At 72.1% G+C, this 21,413-nt stretch carries 16 protein-coding genes, 1 pseudogene and 1 riboswitch; of the genes and pseudogenes, 7 read left to right on the top strand and 10 right to left on the bottom strand.

What is annotated here, in order from left to right:
• Positions 1 to 142: 142 nt before the first annotated feature.
• From ACIO9K_RS19430 to ACIO9K_RS19415, 4 genes and pseudogenes are all read right to left on the bottom strand, one after another.
• Entirely contained in the window at positions 143 to 409 is a 267-nt protein-coding gene (locus ACIO9K_RS19430; RefSeq protein WP_400331318.1) for a hypothetical protein, read from the bottom strand.
• A gap of 91 nt (positions 410 to 500) precedes the next feature.
• Positions 501 to 689 (bottom strand): annotated as a pseudogene (locus ACIO9K_RS19425) (ATP-binding protein); the annotation flags it as partial.
• Positions 690 to 770: 81 nt separating this feature from the next.
• Positions 771 to 1,790, bottom strand: coding sequence for a ribonucleotide-diphosphate reductase subunit beta (locus tag ACIO9K_RS19420; protein WP_363619348.1), 1,020 nt, complete (start codon positions 1,788 to 1,790; stop codon positions 771 to 773).
• The gene (locus ACIO9K_RS19415) at positions 1,787 to 4,234 is read right to left on the bottom strand and encodes a ribonucleoside-diphosphate reductase subunit alpha (RefSeq protein ID WP_400331315.1); all 2,448 of its coding nucleotides are present in this window, start codon (positions 4,232 to 4,234) and stop codon (positions 1,787 to 1,789) included. Before ACIO9K_RS19415 ends, ACIO9K_RS19420 begins: the two co-directional genes overlap by 4 nt.
• Before the next feature lie 166 nt (positions 4,235 to 4,400).
• Positions 4,401 to 4,543: riboswitch (cobalamin riboswitch) on the bottom strand.
• Between the two features lie 443 nt (positions 4,544 to 4,986).
• Between ACIO9K_RS19415 and ACIO9K_RS19410 the strand changes: the two genes are divergently transcribed.
• The 5 genes from ACIO9K_RS19410 to ACIO9K_RS19390 all read left to right on the top strand — a co-directional run bounded on the left by ACIO9K_RS19410 (position 4,987) and on the right by ACIO9K_RS19390 (position 11,455).
• Complete coding sequence (locus ACIO9K_RS19410; protein WP_400331312.1) at positions 4,987 to 6,009, top strand: hypothetical protein; 1,023 nt, start codon at positions 4,987 to 4,989, stop codon at positions 6,007 to 6,009.
• Positions 6,010 to 6,149: 140 nt separating this feature from the next.
• Positions 6,150 to 7,604, top strand: a complete 1,455-nt coding sequence (locus tag ACIO9K_RS19405; protein ID WP_400331309.1) for a glycoside hydrolase family 26 protein — start codon at positions 6,150 to 6,152, stop codon at positions 7,602 to 7,604.
• A 183-nt stretch (positions 7,605 to 7,787) separates the two neighbouring features.
• On the top strand, positions 7,788 to 8,708 hold the full coding sequence (locus tag ACIO9K_RS19400) for a hypothetical protein (protein WP_400331306.1): 921 nt from the start codon (positions 7,788 to 7,790) through the stop codon (positions 8,706 to 8,708).
• Positions 8,709 to 8,791: 83 nt separating this feature from the next.
• A complete protein-coding gene (locus ACIO9K_RS19395) occupies positions 8,792 to 10,243 on the top strand; it encodes a glycosyltransferase family 2 protein (RefSeq protein WP_363586958.1) in 1,452 nt (483 codons plus the stop codon).
• A gap of 15 nt (positions 10,244 to 10,258) precedes the next feature.
• Positions 10,259 to 11,455, top strand: a complete 1,197-nt coding sequence (locus ACIO9K_RS19390; protein ID WP_400331303.1) for a glycoside hydrolase family 113 — start codon at positions 10,259 to 10,261, stop codon at positions 11,453 to 11,455.
• A gap of 7 nt (positions 11,456 to 11,462) precedes the next feature.
• On the opposite strand, the gene ACIO9K_RS19385 is transcribed toward ACIO9K_RS19390, so the two are convergent.
• Both ACIO9K_RS19385 and ACIO9K_RS19380 read right to left on the bottom strand, forming a co-directional pair.
• Entirely contained in the window at positions 11,463 to 13,640 is a 2,178-nt protein-coding gene (locus tag ACIO9K_RS19385) for an acyltransferase family protein (RefSeq protein WP_400331300.1), read from the bottom strand.
• Between the two features lie 135 nt (positions 13,641 to 13,775).
• Complete coding sequence (locus ACIO9K_RS19380; RefSeq protein WP_363586955.1) at positions 13,776 to 14,270, bottom strand: GNAT family N-acetyltransferase; 495 nt, start codon at positions 14,268 to 14,270, stop codon at positions 13,776 to 13,778.
• 396 nt (positions 14,271 to 14,666) lie between these two features.
• Between ACIO9K_RS19380 and ACIO9K_RS19375 the strand changes: the two genes are divergently transcribed.
• Positions 14,667 to 15,626 carry a helix-turn-helix domain-containing protein gene (locus ACIO9K_RS19375; protein WP_400331297.1) on the top strand — a complete coding sequence of 320 codons (960 nt, stop codon included), beginning with the start codon at positions 14,667 to 14,669 and terminating at the stop codon, positions 15,624 to 15,626.
• A gap of 61 nt (positions 15,627 to 15,687) precedes the next feature.
• Here ACIO9K_RS19375 and ACIO9K_RS19370 read toward each other — a convergent pair whose 3' ends face one another.
• The 4 genes from ACIO9K_RS19370 to ACIO9K_RS19355 all read right to left on the bottom strand — a co-directional run bounded on the left by ACIO9K_RS19370 (position 15,688) and on the right by ACIO9K_RS19355 (position 19,681).
• On the bottom strand, positions 15,688 to 16,476 hold the full coding sequence (locus tag ACIO9K_RS19370) for a histidine phosphatase family protein (RefSeq protein WP_400331294.1): 789 nt from the start codon (positions 16,474 to 16,476) through the stop codon (positions 15,688 to 15,690).
• 155 nt (positions 16,477 to 16,631) lie between these two features.
• Complete coding sequence (mctP, locus tag ACIO9K_RS19365) at positions 16,632 to 18,245, bottom strand: monocarboxylate uptake permease MctP (protein WP_350879664.1); 1,614 nt, start codon at positions 18,243 to 18,245, stop codon at positions 16,632 to 16,634.
• Positions 18,242 to 18,508, bottom strand: coding sequence for a DUF3311 domain-containing protein (locus ACIO9K_RS19360; protein WP_363619341.1), 267 nt, complete (start codon positions 18,506 to 18,508; stop codon positions 18,242 to 18,244). The genes mctP and ACIO9K_RS19360 overlap by 4 nt, the downstream gene beginning before the upstream one ends.
• 381 nt (positions 18,509 to 18,889) lie before the next feature.
• Complete coding sequence (locus ACIO9K_RS19355; protein WP_244293370.1) at positions 18,890 to 19,681, bottom strand: GntR family transcriptional regulator; 792 nt, start codon at positions 19,679 to 19,681, stop codon at positions 18,890 to 18,892.
• Positions 19,682 to 20,018: 337 nt separating this feature from the next.
• On the opposite strand from ACIO9K_RS19355, the gene ACIO9K_RS19350 reads away from it, so the two are divergent.
• Positions 20,019 to 21,311: an extracellular solute-binding protein gene (locus ACIO9K_RS19350; protein ID WP_363619340.1), complete on the top strand. Its 1,293-nt coding sequence runs from the start codon at positions 20,019 to 20,021 to the stop codon at positions 21,309 to 21,311.
• The last annotated feature ends 102 nt before the right edge of the window (positions 21,312 to 21,413 follow it).

Here is a 21,413-nt window from a genome sequence, read left to right as displayed (position 1 = left end):
GTTCCTCCCCTTGGCGTCTCGTTCGATGTTCCCGACTCCCGGGGTGCAGGGTCAAGGACTCGATCTTTCCAGAACGGGAAATCGGTCGGGTGGGTTGTGGCCGCCCCCGATCGGTGCGAACGCCGTTCGGGGGCGAGGGAGTTCAGGGTTGGTGGGTGGTGATGGGGTGGGCGGTCCAGTCGGTCATCTCGCCGATGTAGAGGGTGGTGCTCCAACTGCTGCCCCGGGTGAGGCAGCGGGCGACGCCGTTGCCGCCGCCGGGGCCGATGCAGAGGCGGATGAAATCCCGGTGGGCCGCGCGGATCGGGAGCGTTCGGACGTGTTCCCAGAGGACGGGGAGCGCGTGGTCGAGGCTGGGGAACGGGGCGGGGAACATGATGCCCGTGATCTCGGGACGTACGGCGGTCATGCGGCGGTCGCGGCGGCGGAGACGTGGCACCAGATGAGCTTGCCGATGCCGCCGGCGCGGGGCAGCAGCCCCACTGGGTGGCGAGCTCCTGGACGAGGAGCAGGCCTCGGCCGGTCTCGGAGGAGGTGGAAGCGGGGCGGAATGCGGGCTTCTCGCTGTCGGCGTCGTACACCTCGATGCGGAGGGTGTCGTCCGGGGCGAGGTGGTAGCGGACGAAGATCAGCCGGTCGCGCGGGGCTCGGGCGTGCTGGATGGCGTTGGTGACGAGTTCGCTGACCAGTAACCCGCCGATGGGGGAAACACCAGAGGTGCCCCGCGCGGCGGTGAGCCGGGCGGGGCACCTCTGGTGTGTCTGAGCGGTTTAGAAGTCGTCGTCGAAGGCGACGGAGCCCTCGACGGCGACCTGGTACGCCGACACACGGCGCTCGAAGAAGTTGGTCAGCTCCTGGACGTTCTGGAGCTCCATGAACCCGAACGGGTTCGTCGACCCGTAGCGGATCGGCAGGCCGAGGCGGGCGAGGCGCTGGTCGGCCACGGCCTCCAGGTACTGGCGCATGGAGTCGGTGTTCATGCCGGCGAGGCCGTCGCCGCACAGGTCCTGGGCGAACTGGAGCTCGGCCTCGACGGCCTCTTCCAGCATCTCCGTGACCTGCTTGGCCATCTCGTCGTCGAAGAGGTCGGGCTCCTCCTCGCGGACCGTGTCGACGACCGACATCGCGAAGTCCATGTGCATGGACTCGTCGCGGAACACCCAGTTGGTGCCGGTGGCCAGACCGTGCAGCAGGCCGCGCGAGCGGAACCAGTACACGTACGCGAACGCGCCGTAGAAGAACAGGCCCTCGACGCACGCCGCGAAGCAGATCAGGTTCAGGAGGAACGCGCGGCGGTCCTCCTTGGTCTGGAGCGAGTCGATGTGGTCGACGGCGTTCATGTACTTGAAGCAGAACTGCGCCTTCTGGCGGATGGAGGGGATGTTCTCCACCGCGTCGAAGGCCGCCGCGCGGTCCTCGGGGTCGGGCAGGTAGGTGTCGAGCAGCGTCAGGTAGAACTGGACGTGCACGGCCTCCTCGAAGAGCTGGCGCGACAGGTACAGCCGCGCCTCCGGGGAGTTGATGTGCTTGTAGAGGCTCAGCACCACGTTGTTGGAGACGATCGAGTCCCCGGTGGCGAAGAAGGCGACCAGGCGGCCGATGAGGTGGCGCTCGCCCTCGCTGAGCTTGGCCAGGTCGGCGACGTCGGAGTGCAGGTCCACCTCCTCGACGGTCCAGGTGTTCTTGATCGCGTCCCGGTACCGGTCGTAGAACGACGGGTAGCGCATCGGGCGCAGGGTCAGCTCGAAGCCGGGGTCGAGCAGCATCTTCTCGCGGTCGGGGGTGCTCACTGGCAGGCCTCGCAGGACTCGGGGTTCTCCAGGGAGCAGGCCAGCGCGGCCTCCTCCTCCGGGGTGAGGGTCGGGGTGTTCACGGGCACGGGCGCGGACGAGGACGCGGGCGCGGCGGCGCGGGCGGTACCGGAGGCGGCCTGGGCGATCCGGGTCGCCGGGCGCGAGCGCAGGTAGTAGGTGGTCTTGAGACCGACCTTCCACGCGTAGGCGTACATCGAGCTGAGCTTGCCGATGGTCGGCGCCGCCATGAACAGGTTCAGCGACTGGCTCTGGTCGAGGTACGGCATGCGGGCCGCGGCCAGGTCGATCAGCGCGCGCTGGGGCAGCTCCCAGGCGGTGCGGTAGAGCGAGCGGACCTCGGCGGGCAGCCAGCCCAGCTCCTGGACGGAGCCGTTGGCCTCGCGCAGGGCGTCGCGGGTCTGCTGGTCCCAGACGCCGAGCTCCTTGAGCTCGCGCACCAGGTACGGGTTGACCTGGAGGAACTCGCCGGACAGCGTCTCGCGCTTGAACAGGTTGGAGACCTGCGGCTCGATGCACTCGTAGACGCCGGCGATGGACGCGATGGTCGCGGTCGGCGCGATGGCCAGCAGCAGCGAGTTGCGCAGGCCGGTCTCGGCGATGCGGGCGCGCAGCGCGGTCCAGCGGTCGGCCCACTGCGGGGCGGCCGTCGGGAAGTGGTCGATGTGCAGCTCGCCGCGGGCGGCGCGGGTCTCGCCGTAGGCCTCGTGGCGGCCCAGCTGCTCGGCCAGGTCGGCGGAGCGCTCGTACGCGGTGAGCATGATGCGCTCGGCGATGAGGGTGGACAGTCGCGCGGCCTCGGCGGAGTCGAAGTCGATCCGCAGCTTGAAGAAGACGTCCTGGAGGCCCATCACGCCGAGGCCGACCGGGCGCCAGCGGGAGTTGGAGGTGCCGGCCTCGGTGGTCGGGTAGAAGTTGATGTCCACCACGCGGTCGAGGAACGTCACGGCGGTGCGGACGGTGGCGTCGAGGCGCTCCCAGTCCATGGCGCCGAGCAGGTCGTCGACGGAGGCCCCCGGGGCGACGTGGGCGCCGAGGTTGACCGAGCCGAGGTTGCAGACGGCGGTCTCGGAGTCGTCCGTGACCTCCAGGATCTCGGTGCACAGGTTCGAGGAGTGCACCGTGCGGCCGGGCAGCGCGGTCTGGTTGGCGGCGCGGTTGGAGGCGTCCTTGAAGGTCATCCAGCCGTTGCCGGTCTGCGCCAGGGTGCGCATCATCCGGGCGTACAGGGTCTGCGCGGGGATGGTGCGCACGGCCTTGCCGGCCAGCTCGGCCTTGCGGTAGGCCTCGTCGAAGTCGGAGCCCCACAGGTCGACGAGCTCGGGCACGTCGGCGGGGGAGAACAGCGACCAGTCCTCGTTGGCGTTGACCCGGCGCATGAACTCGTCCGGGATCCAGTGAGCCAGGTTGAGGTTGTGGGTGCGCCGCGCCTCCTCGCCGGTGTTGTCGCGGAGCTCCAGGAACTCCTCGACGTCGGCGTGCCAGGTCTCCAGGTAGACGCAGGCCGCGCCCTTGCGGCGGCCGCCCTGGTTGACGGCGGCGACCGAGGAGTCGAGGGTGCGCAGGAACGGGACGATGCCGTTGGACTTGCCGTTGGTGCCGCGGATCAGGCTGCCGCGCGAGCGGATGCGCGAGTAGGACAGGCCGATGCCGCCGGCGTGCTTGGACAGCCGGGCGATCTGCGCGTAGCGGTTGTAGATCGAGTCCAGGTTGTCCAGCGGGGAGTCGAGCAGGTAGCAGCTCGACATCTGCGGGTGCCGGGTGCCGGAGTTGAACAGGGTCGGCGAGGAGGTCAGGTACTCCAGCCGGCTCATCAGGCCGTACAGCTCGGCGACCTCCCGCACCGACTGCTCGCTGTCGCCGACCGCCAGGCCGCAGGCGACGCGGAGCAGGAAGTGCTGCGGGGTCTCGATGACCTTGCGGGTGATCGGGTGGCGCAGCAGGTAGCGGGACTGCACGGTGCGCAGGCCGAAGTACTCGAAGCGGTCGTCGCCGTGCGCGTCGATCAGCGCGTCCAGGGCGGCGGCGTGCTTGGTGACGAAGGCGGCGGTGGTGTCGCCGATCAGGCCCTCGGCGTGGCCGACGGCGATCGAGGCGGCGAAGGAGCGCGAGCCCTGGCTGTTCGCCTCGTCGACGATCTCCAGGGCGAGCAGCCGGGCGGCCAGCTTCGAGTACTGGGGGTCCTCGGCGATCATCGACGCGGCGGCGTCCACGGCCAGCCCGCGCAGCTCGGCGAAGTCCGAGCCGGCGTGGCGGCCGCGCAGCGCGGCGGCGGCGACATGGCCGGGGTCCACCTGGGGGAGATCGACGCTGCGGTCGGTGAGCAGCCGAAGGAGCGCGCCGCCGGGGTCGGAGACCGTCGGGTCGGTGGGGGCGGGGCCGGTGCCCTGGGCGGGCAGGGTGGCTGAGGCAGCGGTGGTCAAGGCGCTCTCTCCTGGCGGCGATCGGCGGCGGTGATCGGGGGTACCGGGCCGTTCGGGGCAGGGGAGCACGGCACGTACGCAGGAAGCGTCGCGCGACGGTGGCGTCCCCGGCCCGCCCGCGAGGCCCGGAAGGTAGTTCTCGTGCTGGCGCGGCCTCTGCGGGAGGGCCCGTGCGCACACCGTCGGCAGGTACTCGGACTCGCGGGGCGGCTACTGGAGCCGCCCGCTCACCGCTGCGGGGCAGTCCCGGATTCGCACCGGGTTCCCCTGCATCGACAGCAGGATTGAGCATACATCTAGTGGTGTCTCTCTGATGCGACCCCACATGTAGTACGGCGCGGTGTGTCGGAGCGATGACCGGGGGTGCCGGGAGGGGGCGGGTCGTGGCCTTGGGGCGCCTCGGATCCGGGCTCCCGGCGCCCTGATTCCGGGCTCCCGGCGCCTTGATTCCGGGCCCCGGCGTCCTGGTTTCGATACGGAACGGTCACCAGGCGGACCGGTTGCCGCGGGCATGCCCTACGATCTGGGCGCATGAGCGAGCGAAGCGCCGAGGGGCGCGTTTCGCGAAGCGATCATCGAGCGAAGCGAGGGGGCGCGTGAGCGACGGAACTGGCGCACCCGGGCAGGGTCCGCAGGGAACGCCTCCCCCCGGGCCGGGGGACGCGCACGGTCAGCAGCCGCCGGTGGTGCCCGGTCCGGTGTTGCCGCCGAGCGGGGGCTTCGGGCCGCCGCCGGCCTCGTACGGGCCTCCGGTGCCGCCCGCGCAGCCGGTGGCGCAGCCCGGTCCGCCGGGGCAGCCTCCGCTGCCGCAGCCGGGACCGCCAGGGCAGCAGCTGCCGCCGCAGTGGCAGCCGCACCCCCAGCCGAACCCCCAGGCACACCCCCAGCCGCATCCGCAGTCGTACCCGCAGCCCCAGGCGCCGCAGCGCGCCGAGCCGAACTGGGAGGCGCTGGCCGACCGCAACGCGGCGGACGGCAAGCGCCGCCGCCGGCTGCGGGCCCTCGGCGTGGCGGTCGCGGTCGTCCTGGTCGGCGGCCTGATCGCGGGCGGGGCGGTGCTGCTGACGAAGGGCGGCGGCGACAAGCCGGTCGCCGGGCCGATCGCCTCGGCCTCCAACCGGCCGTCCTCCGCCGCATCGGGTGCCGCGCCGAGTGCCGCCGCGACCCCGGGCGGGAACCCGTCCGGCACCCCGGGCGGCGCGCCGGACGACCCGTCGAAGCCGATCTGGGAGGCCGCCACCGACCCGGCGCCGCAGGACGCGGGGGCACTGTTCTCCGCGCTCCAGGTGACGGTCAACGGCGCCACCTGGAACCGGACCTTCGTCTCGCTGGACTCGCCCTGCTGGGACGGGAACTCGACGACCGGCGGGCTCGGCAAGGTCCTCGGTGACCAGGGCTGCCAGAAGGTGCTCCGGGCGACCTACGTCTCCGGCGACAGCGCGGTGACCGTCGGCGTCGCGGTCTTCGACCACAAGATCCAGGCCGAGACCTCGATGAAGAGCTACACCGGCCACCTCAAGGGCGCCGTCGCGCCGGGCGCGCCGGCCTTCTGCGCCACTCCGGGCTGCACCAACACGCACAACACCCTGGGCCGGTACGCCTACTTCACGGTCGAGGGCTCGGCGAAGGGCGGCGACACCGCCGACGCCGCCGCCACCGCGGCGGCCGCCGGCTTCGGCGAGCACGTGAAGGGCCAGCTGCTCCAGCGCGCCAAGGCCGCGTCCGCGGCCGCGCCGGGTGCGCCGGGTGCGTCGGGGGCCGCCGCGGCCGGCTGATCCGCCGTGACACCCCGGCCCCGGCGGGTTCGCTCGCCGGTGCCGGGGGAGTGTGGCAGGCTCTCGGGGCAGTCATTCGCACGAGTGTTCCGGTTGTGTCCGCCTGGGCCGGTGCCGGCGAGCAACCGGAGGAGCGGTCCGTGGCCCTGCCCAGAGCCCTGCGCGGCAAGCCCGCCGTCCTGGCCGCGGCCGGGGTCGTGGTCGCCGCGGGCGCCGTGGCGCTGTTGCAGCGTGACGGCCGGGCCGACGGCGAACGGCCCGCCCGCGTCCCGGTGACGGTCGGCCTCCCCGGCCGCACCCTGCCGCCGGAGGTCGGCCGGGACCTGCTCGCCCGGGATCCGCAGGCCTCGCCGAACGCCCGGGCCGTCCAGCAGCTGCTCGCCGACCTGGAGGGCCGGGCCCGCACCGGGCAGAGCGGCGGGACGGTCATCGGCCAGCACGTCGAGGCGCACAACGAGCGCAACAACCCCGAGTACGGCGACTACCGCGGCACCAAGCAGGTCGGCTACTACTACAAGAAGGCCGCCGACCTCACCGGCAAGCTGCCCGGCTTCGTCGAGACCGACCTCGGCCCCGGCTACGGCCAGACCGGCTGGGGCGTCGGCGACCCGCGCTCCTACTCGGCCGGCCGGTGGCCCACCTGCCGGGCCGGCTGGCAGTACACCGACGACGCCGTCGACCTGCTCTCCGCCGTCTGGTCCGGTCACCCGCGCGCCGACGACGGCAGCTACGGCACGGCCGGCGTCCAGCACAACTGCGACGGCACCACCACCGAACTGCCCGACAACGGCGGGGGGCCGGCCGGGATCGTCGGCATGTCCTTCCACCAGCCCTACCCGGGTTCGGACGTCAAGTCCTTCGAGCAGGTGCTCTGTTCGAACTCTCCGGCCGCCAAGGACAAGGGCTGGTTCGGCCGGGTCGTCGACAGCGCGCACGACACCCCCGAGTACCGCGCGCTGATGACCGACCTGTCCTACCTGGCCGACCACCTGGAGTACCTGGCCGCCCACGACGTGCCGGTGCTGCTGCGCCCGTACCACGAGATGAACGTGCAGGACTGCTCCCGCAGGTTCTGGTGGTCGGGCCAGAAGCCGGCCGACTACCAGGCGCTGTGGCGGATCACCTACCGCTACCTGGTGGAGACCAGGGGCCTGCACAACCTGCTGTTCGTCTGGACGCCGGTGTCCTGGGACGGAGCCCCCGGCGCGGACCCGTGGGACTACTACCCGGGCTCGCAGTACGTCGACGTGGTCGGGGTGGACGACTACAGCGGCAGCCCCGCGCACCCGATCGGCACCGGCGAGGTGTGGACCAAGCGGTACTACGACGGGCTCGCCGGCTACGGCAAGCCGCGGATCCTGGCCGAGTCCTTCGCCGTCCCGGTCAACTCCCGCCAGCCGGACACGCTGCGGCGCACGCCCTGGACGATCTGGACGGTCTGGGGGCAGTCGCTCACCTCGGACAACCTGACGCCGGACCAGCCGCGCAACGCCAGCGCGGACGTCAACGCCACCTACCACAGCCCGCTGGCGCTCACCGGCGGCGCCGGGCCGTTCGGCGCGAACGTCGACTGGGGCGGCCTGCACGTTCGTTGAGCCGGTCCGTAGGGTCGTCGAGCCGCCCCCGCGCGTCCGCCGAGCCGGTCGCCGTGAGGTGCGCTACACCACCGAATTCCGTTGAACGGCCGGAATACCGTGTCCGTTGTGCCGTGTGGCATCCTGTGGCGGCGAAGCCGAGGGGCTGACGCCGGGACGGGCCCGGCGGGGCGGGGGTGCGGGATGGGACAGGCGCGTGCGATGCGCGCGGCCGGCGGCATCGCCGTCGGCTGGGGCGTGGTGCTGCTGGCTTGGGCGGCGTACAACTGCTTCGGCCAGGTCGGGTTCGCGACCTACGTCAAAGGCATCTTCTACTACGGCGGCACCTCGGTGGACGCCGAGACCGGCAGCCTCAACTACGGCCTGATCTACCTGCTTTCGGGAATCCTGCTGCTGCGCGGGCGCAGCTGGGCGCTCGGGGTGGCGGCCGGCGTCGCGCTGGTCGAGGGGTACAACCGGGTGCGCAGCCTGACCGGCGCGCTCCTGGACAAGCCGCAGCGGGAGTGGTTCACCAGCACCACCGAGGGCGGGCTCAAGCTCGCGACCTTCGCGCTCGGCGTGGCCGTCACCGCGGCGCTGATCCTGCTGCTGGCCCGGCTGAAGTGGCGGGAGCAGCGGGCGCCGGAGGCCGCCGCGGCGTCGGGCGGCCAGGTGCACTGGTCACTGCTGCAGACGATCCCGGCCGAGCCGCCCCCGGGCCCGCAGCCGTACCAGCAGCCGCCGTTCCAACACCAGCCCGCCTGGCAGCCGCAGCCGCAGCCGCAGCCGCAGGCAGCCTGGCCACCGCAGCCGCCCTTCCAACAGCAGCCGCAGCCCGCGTGGCCGCAGCAGCCCCCGGCCTCGCAGCCGCAGCCGCAGTCGCAGCCTGCTGCCTGGCCGCAGTCGGCGCCGGCCCAGCCGACCCAGCCTTCGCAGCCGTCACAGCCGGTGCCGTACGCGCAGCAGCCCGCCCAGCCGGCCCCGCACCCGTCGACGCTCGCCCAGCAGCCGTGGCCCGCCGCGCCGCCGGTGACGCCCGGTCCGGTCGCCCCCGGCCCGGTCGTGTCCCCGGTCGACCGCCCGCCGACGGACCGCCCGCCGACGGACCGCCCGCCCCAGGCCTGAACCTCCGCAGCCCCGGACCGCTCACGAACGACCCGGCTCCCGCACGGGATCGGCCCGACACCAGACGAGGAGCGACTTTCGCCATGCCATCGACATCCCCCGCACGGACGGTGCTCACCACGTCCCGCGAGGCCGCCCGGCTCGCCGAGCGACAGATGTCGTGGAAGCCCCGGGTCCTCCCGTTCTACTTCTCCTTCACGGTCATCTTCGCCTTCTCGGTCTGGGCCTACGTGCCCAACCCCACCCCGCTCGGCTGGACGATCACCATCCTGTGGGGGATGCCGGTGTTCGGCGTCCTGATCGGCTTCCAGGGCGTGCTGATGGTCCGCCGCCGGCTGCGCCAGGTGAGCCGGATGACGCCGGCCGTGCCGGTCGAGGACGACTTCCTGATCGTGCTGGTGCCGACCATCGGCCGCCACGACACCTATCCGGCGCTGGAGCGCTCGGTGCTCTCGTACGTCGAGCACCTGCCGGCCTACTTCCCGTGGATGCGGGTGGACGTCCTCACCGAGGAGGGCTGCGCGGCCGCCGAGAAGATCGACGGTCTGGCCGCCCGCAACCCGCTGATCCGGGTGGTGACCGTGCCGAAGGCCTACGAGACGGCCAACGGCACCAAGTTCAAGGCCCGCGCCAACCACTACTCGCACGAGCTGCGGATCGAGGAGGGCGAGGCCGAGGACGACGTCTGGGTGCTGCACATGGACGACGACACCGGCGTCGGCCCGGACACCGCCGCCGCCGTCGCGCAGTTCGTCAACCGGCAGCGCCGGGCCGGGGACGACGCCAAGCACATGGCGCAGGGCATCCTGACGTACCCGCGGGAGAACGCCGTCTCCACCTTCACCTGGCTCGCCGACGCGATCCGCCCGGCCGACGACATCGCCCGCTTCCGCGCGATGACCGGCACCGGCACCCCGATCGCCGGCGTGCACGGCGAACTGCTCCTGATGCGCTCCTCGGTGGAGGCCACCATCGGCTGGGACTTCGGCCCGAAGACCATCGTCGAGGACGCCCAGATGGCGCTGAACTTCTGCCAGCGCTACCCGGGCCGCAGCGACTGGTTCAACGGGCGCTGCTACGGAGCCTCGCCGGCCGGGGTCAAGGACTTCCTCAAGCAGCGCGAGCGCTGGGCCTGGGGCCTGGTCGCGCTCTGCTTCAACAGGACGATCCCGCTGCGGTACCGGCTGTTCATCGGGATGGGCATGGTCAGCTGGGTGCTCGGTCCGCTCCAGCACGTCGGCCTGGTGCTGCTGGTCGCCTGGTTCACCGGCACCTGGAACACCTCCCCGGTCACCCAGTCCGTGGTGCTGGTCTGGTCGATCAACTTCGCCTACGTCATCTGGACGTACTGGGAGGGCCTGCGCCTGAACGTCGTCGCCTCGGCGAACCACCGGCGCAAGTGGTGGGAGCCGATCGTCGTGGTGGCGGCCATCCCGCTGTTCTCCTTCCTGGAGGGCTGGGGCGGCCTGCGCGGGCTGGTCAAGTTCCTCAAGGGCGAGGAGAACAAGTTCGTCGTCATCGCCAAGCCGGCCTGATCGGAGGTCACCGCTGTGAAGCGCCCCGCCATCTTCATCCTGCCGACCGTGGTGGTCGCCGTCACCGTCGCCGTCCCGGTGGTCTGGGGGGACCACCCGCTCAAGTTCGTCCACCAGCGCCCGACCGCCGTGCACTGGGCCGGCTCCGCGACCGAGCAGGGACGGGTCTGGGGCTTCGGCAAGGACGCGCCGTCGGCCGAGGACACCGGCCCCAGGGTGGCCCGCCCGTGGGCCAAGGGCAGCCCCGAGTGGGGCGTGCAGGTGTACTGGCTGGACGATCCGGCGGACCCGGACAACTTCGTCCAGGGCAAGGTCGACCGCATCGTCAAGTACGTCGTCGGGCTGAACGCCAACTCCCTGTCGGTGACCTTCCCGTACTACACGACGGGCACCAGGTCGAACGCCGTCGCCGCCCGGCCGACCACCCCCACCCCGGAGCGGCTGGCCCTGCTGCTGGACGCCGCCCACCGGGCGGGCCTGCGCACCACCATCCGTCCGATCATGGACGAGGACGTCTTCGACTACCTCAACACCCTCAAGTGGCGCGGCAACATCGCACCGACCGACCGGGACGCCTGGTTCGCCAGCTACGCCGCCTTCCTGACGCCCTACCTGAAGACCGCCCAGGAACACTCCGCGGCCGAGGTCACCATCGGCACCGAGTTCAACTCGCTGGAGGGCGACCCGCGGTGGCCCGGTCTCATCGACCAGGCGCGGAAGACCTTCCACGGCGAGCTGGTGTACGACGCGAACTTCGACAACTGGTCCAAGGGCCCGATAGCGGTACCGGCGGACGGCACGGGCGTGGACGCCTACCCGCCGGCCAAGTCGGCCGGTGACGACGCCCCGGTCGCCGACCTGAAGGCCAGCTGGAACGCCTGGCTCGACAAGCGCGGCAGCGGTCCGCAGCCGACCACCAAGCTCACCGAGGTGGGCATCCCGGCGCAGAAGGGCGCCTACAAGACGCCCGGCGAGTACTACAAGAAGACCGAGCTGAACGAGACCGTCCAGGCGACCTGGTTCACCGCGGTCTGCCAGGTGGCGCAGGAGCGCAAGCTGCGCGGGCTGTACTTCTGGTCGCTGTACTTCGGCATCGACCCGAACCTGCCGACCAACCAGGACACCCCGCGGATGGACTACGCCGGGCGCCCGGCCTCCGAGCAGGCGATCCGCGACTGCTTCGCGCAGACCTACGAACTGCCGCCGTCCTAGGCCCCGGTCAGGGCGCGGTCCGGCCGGGCTTGGCCGAACTCGGCAGGCCCGTGGGCTTGGTGGTGGCCGGCGTCGCAGTTGTCGGAGTCGGAGTCGGAGTCGGCGTGGGTGCGGGCGTCGGTGTCGAGGTCGGCGCCGGGGCGGCCGTGGGCGGCCCCGACGGCGGCCCGGTCAGTCCGTCCGCGATCTGCTGCTCCAGCCACGGCGTCACGAACCGCATGCCGGCCGGAGTGAGGTGCACCCCGTCGTTGGCGGGGGTGACCCAGTGGCCGTCGCGGTCCTTCCACGCGCAGGTCTCGTACGGGCAGAAGAAGGTGTTGAGGTCGACCAGCCGGACGGCGCCGGCGGTGGCCTTCACGTAGGCGGCGACCTGCTGGTCGTAACAGGTGCCCCAGCCCTTGTCGATGGCGCCGTTCTCGACCCGTTCGTTCATCAGCAGCACCCGGGCGCCGGGCGCCCGGCGACGGACCTGGTCCACGGCCTGGCTGAGCTGGGCGGTGTAGCGGCTCCGGTAGTCCTCCTCGCAGGGACTGAGCCAGCTGCCGTCGAGGTACTGCTCGGCGGCGTCCCAGCCGAGGTGGATCACGACGGCCTGCGGGGCGGCGCCGGTGAGCTGCCGGTCCCACGCGGCGGCCCGGTCGCGGCACTCCCGGCTGGTGTCGAACTCCTCGCCGGAGGTGGTGCGCACCTTGTCCGGGTCGAACACGCCGCAGCCGCTGATCCCGCCGTCGACCACCCGGTAGCGGTCGCCGTGCCGGTAGAGGCCGGTGGCGAGGTCCTGGGCGAAGGAGTCGCCGAGGACGAGGACCGCGGGCTTGTCGCTCGGCCCGGACCGCATGTCGTACTGGACCCAGGCGGGCAGGTACCAGGCGCCGGTGGTGGCCACCGCCGTGGCGACGGCCAGCAGCGGGACGGCCGGGAAGGCCCGCCAGCGCAGCACCCGCAGCTTCTCGGTGCCGGTGTGCATCAGCCAGGCCAGCACCCAGGAGAGCGGTGCGCCGATGGCGAGCAGCAGTTGTGGCGAGATGTCGTCGACGTAGTGCTGGAGCAGCCAGTACACCGGCAGGTGGAGCAGGTAGAGGCTGTAGGAGATGGTGCCGGTGAGCCGCAGCGGGGGCAGTGACAGCAGCCGGACCAGCGGGCCCCGGTCGTGGCAGAGCGAGGCGGCCAGGACGGCGGCCAGCGCCGCGACCGCGGCCAGCCCGCCCTGGTAGAGCAGCGGCTCGTGGTAGCCGCTGACGGACAGGCTGGCCCAGACCAGGCCGCCGAGGGCCGCGGTCCCGAGCAGGGCGGGCGCCAGGGTGCCGGCCGCTCCGGAGCGGTCGAGCAGGCGCCGCCGGGAGCGGGTGGCGCCGTCGCGGTCGGGGGCCGCCGCGCGGACCTGGCGGCGCAGCCGCAGGTGGACGGCGAAGGCGGCGGTGGCGCCGGCCGCGAAGCCGACCGCGCGGGTCTCGGTGCCGAGGTAGAGGCGGTCGCTGTTGTCGCCGTTCCACATCAGCGGGGCGACGAGCGCGGCGACGACGAACAGCCCGGCGGTGACGACGCCGGTCGCGCGCAGCGAGCGGCGGCAGAGGCCGAAGACCGCGAGCAGCAGCAGCGGCCAGAGCGCGTAGAACTGCTCGGTGATGCTGAGCGACCACATGGCCGCGAGCGGGTCGATGGAGGCGAAGTGCTGCCAGTAGGCGTCGCCGCGGGCCAGCTGGGCCCAGTTGGCGACCTGGCCGAGCGCGGCGAGCGCCTGCGGGCGGAGGTCCCTGACGTCCCGTAGCGGGCTGACCAGTGCGGACAGCGCGACGACGAGGAGGACGGTGGCGAGCAGTCCGGGCAGCAGCCGCTTGGCCCGGCGGCGGTAGAAGACGCCGAGCCGGATGCCGTCGGTGCGGTCCAGTTCGCGGATCAGCACCAGGGTCACCAGGAAGCCGGAGAGGACGAAGAAGACGTCCACTCCGAACAGGCCGTTCTGGAACCAGTTGGTGTGGTAGAGCAGGACGGAGGCGATGGCGAGGCCGCGCAGCCCGTCGACCGCCGGGAAGCGGACGGAGGGCGGCAGCGGCCCGCGCGGCCGGGGCGCCGGTGCGGGGATCGCGTAGCGGCTGGTGGCCGGGGGCTCGATGCCCCGGGACGTGCGCATGTCCTGGAGCGTGGGGCCGCTCGCGGGCGTGCCGAGGCCGGGCCCGTCGTCCATGTGGTGCGTCCCCCCGGGATCGGTCGGCTGCCGCGACGTGGCATCAGACGTGATCTGTGGTTTATATCAAAAGACGTCCGTTGATCGTCTGTCGGTCACCGGGGAGGAGGAGGGCCGACGACGCCCCGGCCGGGCTCAGAACGCCAGGCTGTAGACCATCAGGTCCATGCCCGGGTACGGGGACCAGTCGCGCTCGGGGGTGCGGCGGAAGCCGGTCCGCTCGTAGACGCGGTGGGCGGCGGTCATCTGCGGGCGGGTGGAGAACGCCATGCCGTCCAGGGCGAGTTCGCGGCTGCGGGCGATGGTGGCGCGGACCAGGGCCTCGCCGACGCCCCGGCCGCGGGCGGCCGCGGCGGTGGCGAGCATCCGGATCTCGCCCTCGCGCGGGCCGGCGATGTCGGCCCACTCGGTGCCGCCGACGGCGTAGGTCACGCAGCCGAGGACCCGTCCTTCGGCCTGGTCGACCGCGACCAGGAGCTCGGCCTCCCGGGCCCGGCGGGCGGCGTCGCGCAGGAGCTCGACGTAGCTGCTCTCGGGCGAGGTGTGGCCGTCGCCGACGAAGGCCTCGACGGTGATGCGGCCGGCGTCGTCGAGGTCCTCCGGAAGGGCCTGGCGGATGAGGATGTCCATCCCGTCAGTGTGCCGGAACCGTCCGGGGTGGTGATCTCCGGGGTGGCCCGGACCGGGAGGGTGGCCGGGTCGGCGGAGGGGCGCAGCGAGGCGGCGGGCATGGTGCCGTACAGCCGGTCCAGGCGTTCCGGGCCGGCCGGGTAGCCGCCCGGGCGGTGCCAGTTGTCGCGGCCGGTGGCGGCGCCGCGGGCGACCTCCCGGCCGATCAGGGTGCCGAGCAGGCCGAAACCGCCGACGGCCCCGACCAGGGCGATTGCGCTTGCGAGAGTGCCGCTGTCCATGGCTCCACTCTGGTCGGGCGGGGCGGCGGCCACGAGTGGCAGGAATGACTGATCTCATCGAAAAACTGCCATCCGGCCCTTCCGTCGCCGGTGCCGGCCGGGCATCCTGGGCGGCATGCTGAAGAACGTGGTCGCGGTGGTGCTGGAGGAGATCCACCCCTTCGAGCTCGGTGTCGCCTGCGAGGTCTTCGGCCTCGACCGCACGGCCGACGGCCTGCCCGGGTACGACTTCGCGATCGCCGGCGCCCGCCCCGGGCCACACGCGACGCACGCCGGGTTCGCGGTGGACGTCCCGCACGGCCCCGAGCGGCTGGCCGGGGCCGACCTGGTGGTGGTCACCGCGACGGCGATCCGCCCGGAGTACCCGGAGCCGCTGCTGGCGGCGCTGCGCTCGGTGGTGGCGGACGGCGGCAGGGTGCTGTCCATCTGTAGCGGCGCCTTCGTGCTCGGCGCCGCCGGGCTGCTGGACGACCGCCGCTCCACCACCCACTGGCGGCACAGCGAGGACCTGGCCCGGCGCTTCCCGCGGACCGCCGTCGAGCCGGACGTGCTGTACGTGGACGACGACCCGGTGATCACCTCGGCCGGGACGGCCGCCGGCATCGACGCCTGCCTGCACCTGGTGCGCAAGGTGCAGGGCGCGGAGGTGGCCCGGGGGATCGCCCGCCGGATGGTGGTGGCGCCGCACCGGGAGGGCGGGCAGGCCCAGTTCGTGAGCCGCCCGCTGCCCGGCGGCGACGGCGACTCGCTGGCGCCGCTGCTCGACTGGATGCGCCACCACCTGGACCGGGACTGCACCGTCGAGCAGTTGGCCGCCAGGGTCCACATGTCCCCGCGCACCTTCGCCCGCCGCTTCCAGCAGGAGACCGGCACCACGCCGCACCGCTGGCTGACCGGGCAGCGGGTGCTGCTCGCCCAGCGGCTGCTGGAGTCCACCGCCGAACCGGTGGACGCGATCGCCGCCCGCTGCGGCTTCGGCAACGCGGCCGCGCTGCGGCACCACTTCGGGCGCCGGCTGGGGACCACGCCGCTGGCCTACCGGCGCTGCTTCGCCTGCCCGGACGACGAGGCATGACCGGACGACGGGGAGTGACCGGACGACGAGGCGCGACCGGACGAGGGCGCGTGACGGCTCGTCAATTCTCCAGGGCGAGGTGGTCGACGGTGTTCCAGCGCTCCGGGTGCAGCCGCCCGTCCTGGGCGCGCCACAGGCTGGTGGAACAGTTGCGCACCGGCGCGAGCGCGGTGAGCCGTTCCTCGGTGAGCCGCTCCAGCACGTAGCGCAGCATCAGCACCGTGCAGTCGTGCGCGACCAGCAGGACGGGCCGCCCGGCCTCCTCCTCGCAGACGTCCCGCAGCAGGCTGCGCACCCGCAGCGCGACGTCGGCCCAGGACTCGCCGCCGGGCGGCCGGTAGTACAGCTCGCCCATCTTGCGCCGCCGGGCGGACTCCTCCGGGTGCTTGGCCTCGATCGCGGCCCGCGTCAGCATCTCCAGGACGCCCAGCTCGCGGTCGCGCAGCCGCTCGTCGTGGCGCACGGCGAGGGTGACCGGGACGGCGCCGAGCCCGGCGGCCTGGGCGAGCGCGATCCGGGCGGTCTCGGTGGTGCGCACGTACGGCGAGCACCAGACGCTGCGCGGGCGGTCGGTGCTGGGCAGGGCGGCCCACCAGCGGCCGAGCGCCTGGGCCTGCTGCTGGCCGTGCAGCGACAGCGGGATGTCGGCGTCCCGGCAGCTGATCGGGACGCTGAGCGCGCCGGCGGCCTCGGCCAGCTGGAACTCGACGTTGGCGGTGGACTCGCCGTGCCGGGTGGCGATCAGCACGGACGGCAGCCGGGTGGCCGACGCCGGGCGGTGGGTGGTGAGGTGGTGCGGGCTCTGGGTGGACTGGTGCTGGCCGTTGAGGGTGGTGCCGAGTTCTGCCATGGCCGCGTGCTCCCCGTGGGTCGATCAGTTGCCGGCCGGTCGCCGGTCCGGTCTGGTGGTGCCCTGCGAAGGCGGCTGTTCATACATATGATCGCGCCGCCTTCTCCAGTGTTCACGGAGAGGGCGGCGCGATCACAGGGCGCGTGCGGCGCGAATCAGTGCGCCGCTACGGGCTCCGGCGCGTTCTTCGGCTCCTCGTCGCCGGCCTCGGCGCTGTAGTCGGCGGGCCTGGTCTCGTCCGGGCCCTCGGGCGCCTTGACGGCGCGCAGCACCAGGGTGAGCGCCACCGCGACGATCAGGTTGAGCGCGAAGGCGGTCAGGCCGATGTAGCCGATCTCGCCGATGCCGGGGATCGCGGCCGCGTTGCCGCCGAAGTGCTTGGTGGCGGGGCTCGCGATGCCGTAGGCCTTCCAGGTGCCGTAGGCCATGCCGGCCGCCCAGCCGGCGAACAGCGCCCAGTGGTGGAACCAGCGGGTGAACAGGCCGCCGACGATCGCCACGAAGGTCTGGAGGATCCACAGGCCGCCGAGCAGTTGGAGGTTGATCGCGGCCTGCTTGTCCATGCCGAGCACGAAGACCAGCGCGCCGACCTTCACCAGCAGCGAGACCAGCTTGGCGATCCGGGTCTCGTCCGCCGGGGTGGCGGCGGGCTTCAGCCACTCCTTGTAGACGTTGCGGGTGAACAGGTTGGCCGCCGCGATCGACATGATGGCGGCCGGCACCAGCGCGCCGATCCCGATCGCCGCGAAGGCCACGCCGGTGAACCAGTCCGGGAACATGTCGGCGAACAGCTGCGGCACGGACAGCTGGGCGTTGAACTTCTTGTCGCCCTTGCCGACGCCCGCCGCGATGGCCATGAAGCCGAGCAGCGCCAGCAGGCCCAGCATCAGCGAGTACGCGGGCATGATCGCCATGTTGCGGCGCACCGTGCCGCGGGACTTGGAGGCCAGCACGCCGGTCACCGAGTGCGGGTACATGAACAGCGCCATCGCCGAGCCCAGCGCCAGCGTCGCGTACGTCCACTGCTTGTCGCCCGGGAGGGTCAGCGAGCCGGCGGACTTGGGGGCGCTGAACTTGTGCGCGGCCGCGTCGAAGATGTGCCCGTAGCCGCCGAGCCGGATCGGGATGTAGATCACCGCGACGATGATCACGATGTAGATCAGGGCGTCCTTGACGAAGGCGATCAGCGCCGGGGCGCGCAGCCCGGAGGAGTAGGTGTACGCGGCCAGCACGCCGAAGGCGAGGAACAGCGGCAGGTCCTTGACGAACCAGTTGGCGTTCTCGCCGCCGCCGACGCCCAGCACGTCCAGCACCGCCTGGATGCCGACGAGTTGGAGCGCGATGTACGGCATGGTGGCCAGGATCCCGGTCAGCGCGACGACCAGGGAGAGCGGCCGCGAGCCGTACCGGCCGCGGACGAAGTCGGCCGGGGTGACGTACCCGTGCACCCGGGAGACCGACCAGAGCCGGGGCAGGAAGAGGAAGACCAGGGGGTAGGCGACGATCGTGTACGGCACCGCGAAGAAGCCCGCCGCACCGGTCGCGTAGACCGCCGCCGGGACGGCGACGAAGGTGTACGCGGTGTAGAGGTCGCCGCCGAGCAGGAACCAGGTGACCCAGGTCCCGAAGCTGCGGCCGCCCAGGCCCCACTCGTCCAGGTGCGCCGCGTCGTCCGCGCGCCGCCAGCGGGCGGCGAGGAAGCCCATCACGGTGACCAGGACGAAGAACAGCACGAAGACCGTGAGGGCCGGCACGTTGACGTGGCTCATCGCGCGCCACCCGCCTTCCGCGCCGCCTTGCGGGCCTTCTCGTCCCGGTTGATCAGCAGGTACGCGGCCACGGTGAACACCGCCGACACCGGCACCCAGAGCAGTTGGTACCAGTAGAAGAACGGCACCCCGCCGACGTCCGGGTCGGTCTTGTCGTACGAGGACACCCACAGCGTCGCGACGATCGGCACGAGCAGGGCGAGCCCGGCCAGCACCCGTTCGGGGGTCACGGCGGGCACCCGCTCCCCGGGTGGCTCGGGCATGACAGGTTCGACGGTATCGGGATCAGACGGCATCTTCGGCTCCGCTCCGGAGGGTTCTCCCCGTCGGCGCCGCAGCCCGCGGGGCACCGCACGCCCCCGCGAACCCGCCGAGCAGCACCATCGGTGATCGACAGTCAGTACGGCTGCGCAATCTAGGGCATGGGGTGATCCATGTCACCGGGGTCGGCGCAACTTCCCGCCATCCGGACGGCATCCGGTCGTATTCGACCGGTACTGCCCCTTCCGTGACGCGAACGGGCACCGGCGCGCGCGGGTCGCGCGCGCCGGTGCCCGTGGTGCGCGGGGGGAGTGCCCCGCCCGGACTGCTTCGCCCCGGACTGCCCCGCCCGGACTGCTTCGCCCCGGACTGCTCCGCCCGGACTACTCCGGGCGCTTGAGCCGGGTGATGAACTTGTAGCGGTCGCCGCGGTAGATCGAGCGGACCCACTCCACCGGGTCGCCGTCGGCGTCGAAGGAGTGCCGGGAGAGCTGGAGCATCGGCAGTCCGAGGTCGGAGCCGAGCAGGCCGGCCTCGCGCGGGTTGGCGAGGGTGGTCTCGATGGTCTCCTCGGCCTCGGCCACGGTGACCCCGTACACCTCGCGCAGCGCCGCGTACAGCGAGTTGTGCTTGGCGAGGTTGCGCCGCAGCGCGGGGAAGCGCTTGGCGGACAGGTGGGCGACCTCGATGGCCATCGGGTCGCCGTTGGCCAGGCGCAGGCGCTCGATCCGCAGCACCCGGCCGCCGGGCTTGATGTCGAGCAGCGGGGCGAGCCGGTCGTCGGCGGTGATGTAGCCGATCTCGATCAGCCGCGAGGCGGGCTCCAGGCCCTGGGCCCGCATGTCCTCGGTGTAGGAGGTGAGCTGGAGGGCCTGGGCGACCTTGGGCTTGGCGACGAAGGTGCCCTTGCCCTGGATGCGCTCCAGCCGGCCCTCGACGACCAGTTCCTGCAGCGCCTGGCGCACGGTGGTGCGGGAGGTGTCGAACTGGGCGGCCAGCGCGCGCTCGGGCGGGACCGGGGTGCCGGCGGGCTGGGTCTCGGTGAGCTGGAGCAGGTGGCGCTTGAGACCGTAGTACTTGGGGACGCGCGCGGTCGGGTCGGCGCCGGCCTGCGTCGGGAGGTTTTTCACCTCGGGGTCGTTGACCTGGGCGGTGGTTCCCCCGTCGCTGCTCATCGGACCTGTTCTCCCGCTTCTCGCGGGGCCTTTACGGGCCCCGCCACATAGTTAACGGGTGACATCGTTGCATGTATGGCTACGGAACGAATACCTCATCACGCGATGAACGATGTGCGGTGTCGGCTTGATAACGGGTGGTCCGGATCGGTCGAACAGCCGTTGACAGGCCCATTGGTCTAGGCCAAGCTCCAGGCATCTGGTCTACACCACTAGGCCGGTCACTATGAATCCCCCCACCCGCTCGAAGGGGTCCGCGGCACCTTTCCCCCCGCTTTACGTGGGTCTGCCGCTGCCGCCCGACGGGGGTAACCCAGGCATCCCTCAGGAGGATGGCGTGAAGCGTCAGCTCATCGCGGCGGTCGGCGTCGCAGCAATGGTCGTCGGCCTGGCGGCCTGTGGCTCGGACGGCAAGAGCAAGGACAACGCCGGTTCGAACTCGTCGTCCGCGGCGGGCGCCAAGAACTACAGCGGCAAGACGCTGAAGGTGTGGCTGATGACCGGCTCCGCCCCGAAGGGCTGGACCGACGCGGTCAAGAGCGAGTTCGAGACCACCTACCCGGGCTCCAAGGTCGACTTCCAGATCCAGGAGTGGGACGGCATCGGCCAGAAGGTGACCGCCGCGCTGTCCGAGGGCTCGGTCGACGTCGTCGAGCTCGGCAACACCCAGACCTCCGGCTACGCCGCCTCGGGTGGCCTGCTCGACATCACCAAGGACAAGTCCGCCCTGGGCGGCGACGGTTGGAACGCCAACCAGAACGAGGCCGCCCAGCTGGACGGCAAGCAGTTCGCCGCCCCGTGGTGGGTCTCCAACCGCGTCGTCGCCTACAACAAGGACCTCTGGGCCAAGGCCCAGCTGACCGACGCGCCGAAGACCCTGGACGAGTTCTACGCCGACCTGGACAAGCTGAAGGCCACCGAGGGCGTCGTCGACCCGATCTACCTGCCGGGTCAGGAGTGGTACACCTACTTCGGCCTGCTCACCGGTGAGGGCGGCAAGATCGCCAAGAAGGACGGCGACAAGTGGGTCGGCGGCCTGTCCTCGCCCGAGGCGCAGAAGGCCTTCGAGACCTACAAGAAGCTGCAGGGCTACTCGGCCACCGGTCCGAAGGACAAGGACGAGGCCACCCCGCAGCAGAAGGACGTCTTCGGCAAGGGCAACGTCGGCACCATGATCGCCCTCGGCTGGGAGCTCCCGGCGGAGAAGGACATGCCGAAGGACAAGATCGGCTTCTTCCCGCTCCCGGGCAAGACCGCTGACAAGCCCTCCGGCGTCTTCCTCGGCGGCTCGAACCTGGCGATCGGTGCGCAGAGCAAGAACACCGACATGGCCAAGGACTTCCTGAAGATCGCCCTCAACGACAAGAACGAGGGTGCGGTCGCCGCCGCCGGCAACATCCCGAACAAGGCCGCGCTGAACAGCCAGCTCACCGGCGACTTCGCGAAGGCCGCCCAGTCCGCCTCGGCGGTCGGCGCGGTCACCCCGATCACCCCGAACTGGGCGAGCGTCGAGGACAAGCCGAACCCGATCAAGGAGTTCCTGACCGCCGCCCTCCAGGGTGGCGACTACGCGGCCACCGCGAAGAAGTACGACGACGAGATCGCGAAGCGGCTCAACCAGAAGCAGTAGGCACCGAGCGGCGGGGGGGGGGGGGGGCCCCCCCCCGGGGGGGGGGGGGGGGGGGGGGGGGGGGGGGGGGGGGGGGGGGGGGGGGGGGTTGGTGTCAGGGTG

The organism is Kitasatospora sp. NPDC087271, assembly GCF_044744605.1.
GTDB lineage: Bacteria > Actinomycetota > Actinomycetes > Streptomycetales > Streptomycetaceae > Kitasatospora.
The sequence above is the reverse complement of the archived record's forward strand: the minus strand, read 5'-3'. Positions and strand labels throughout refer to the sequence as shown.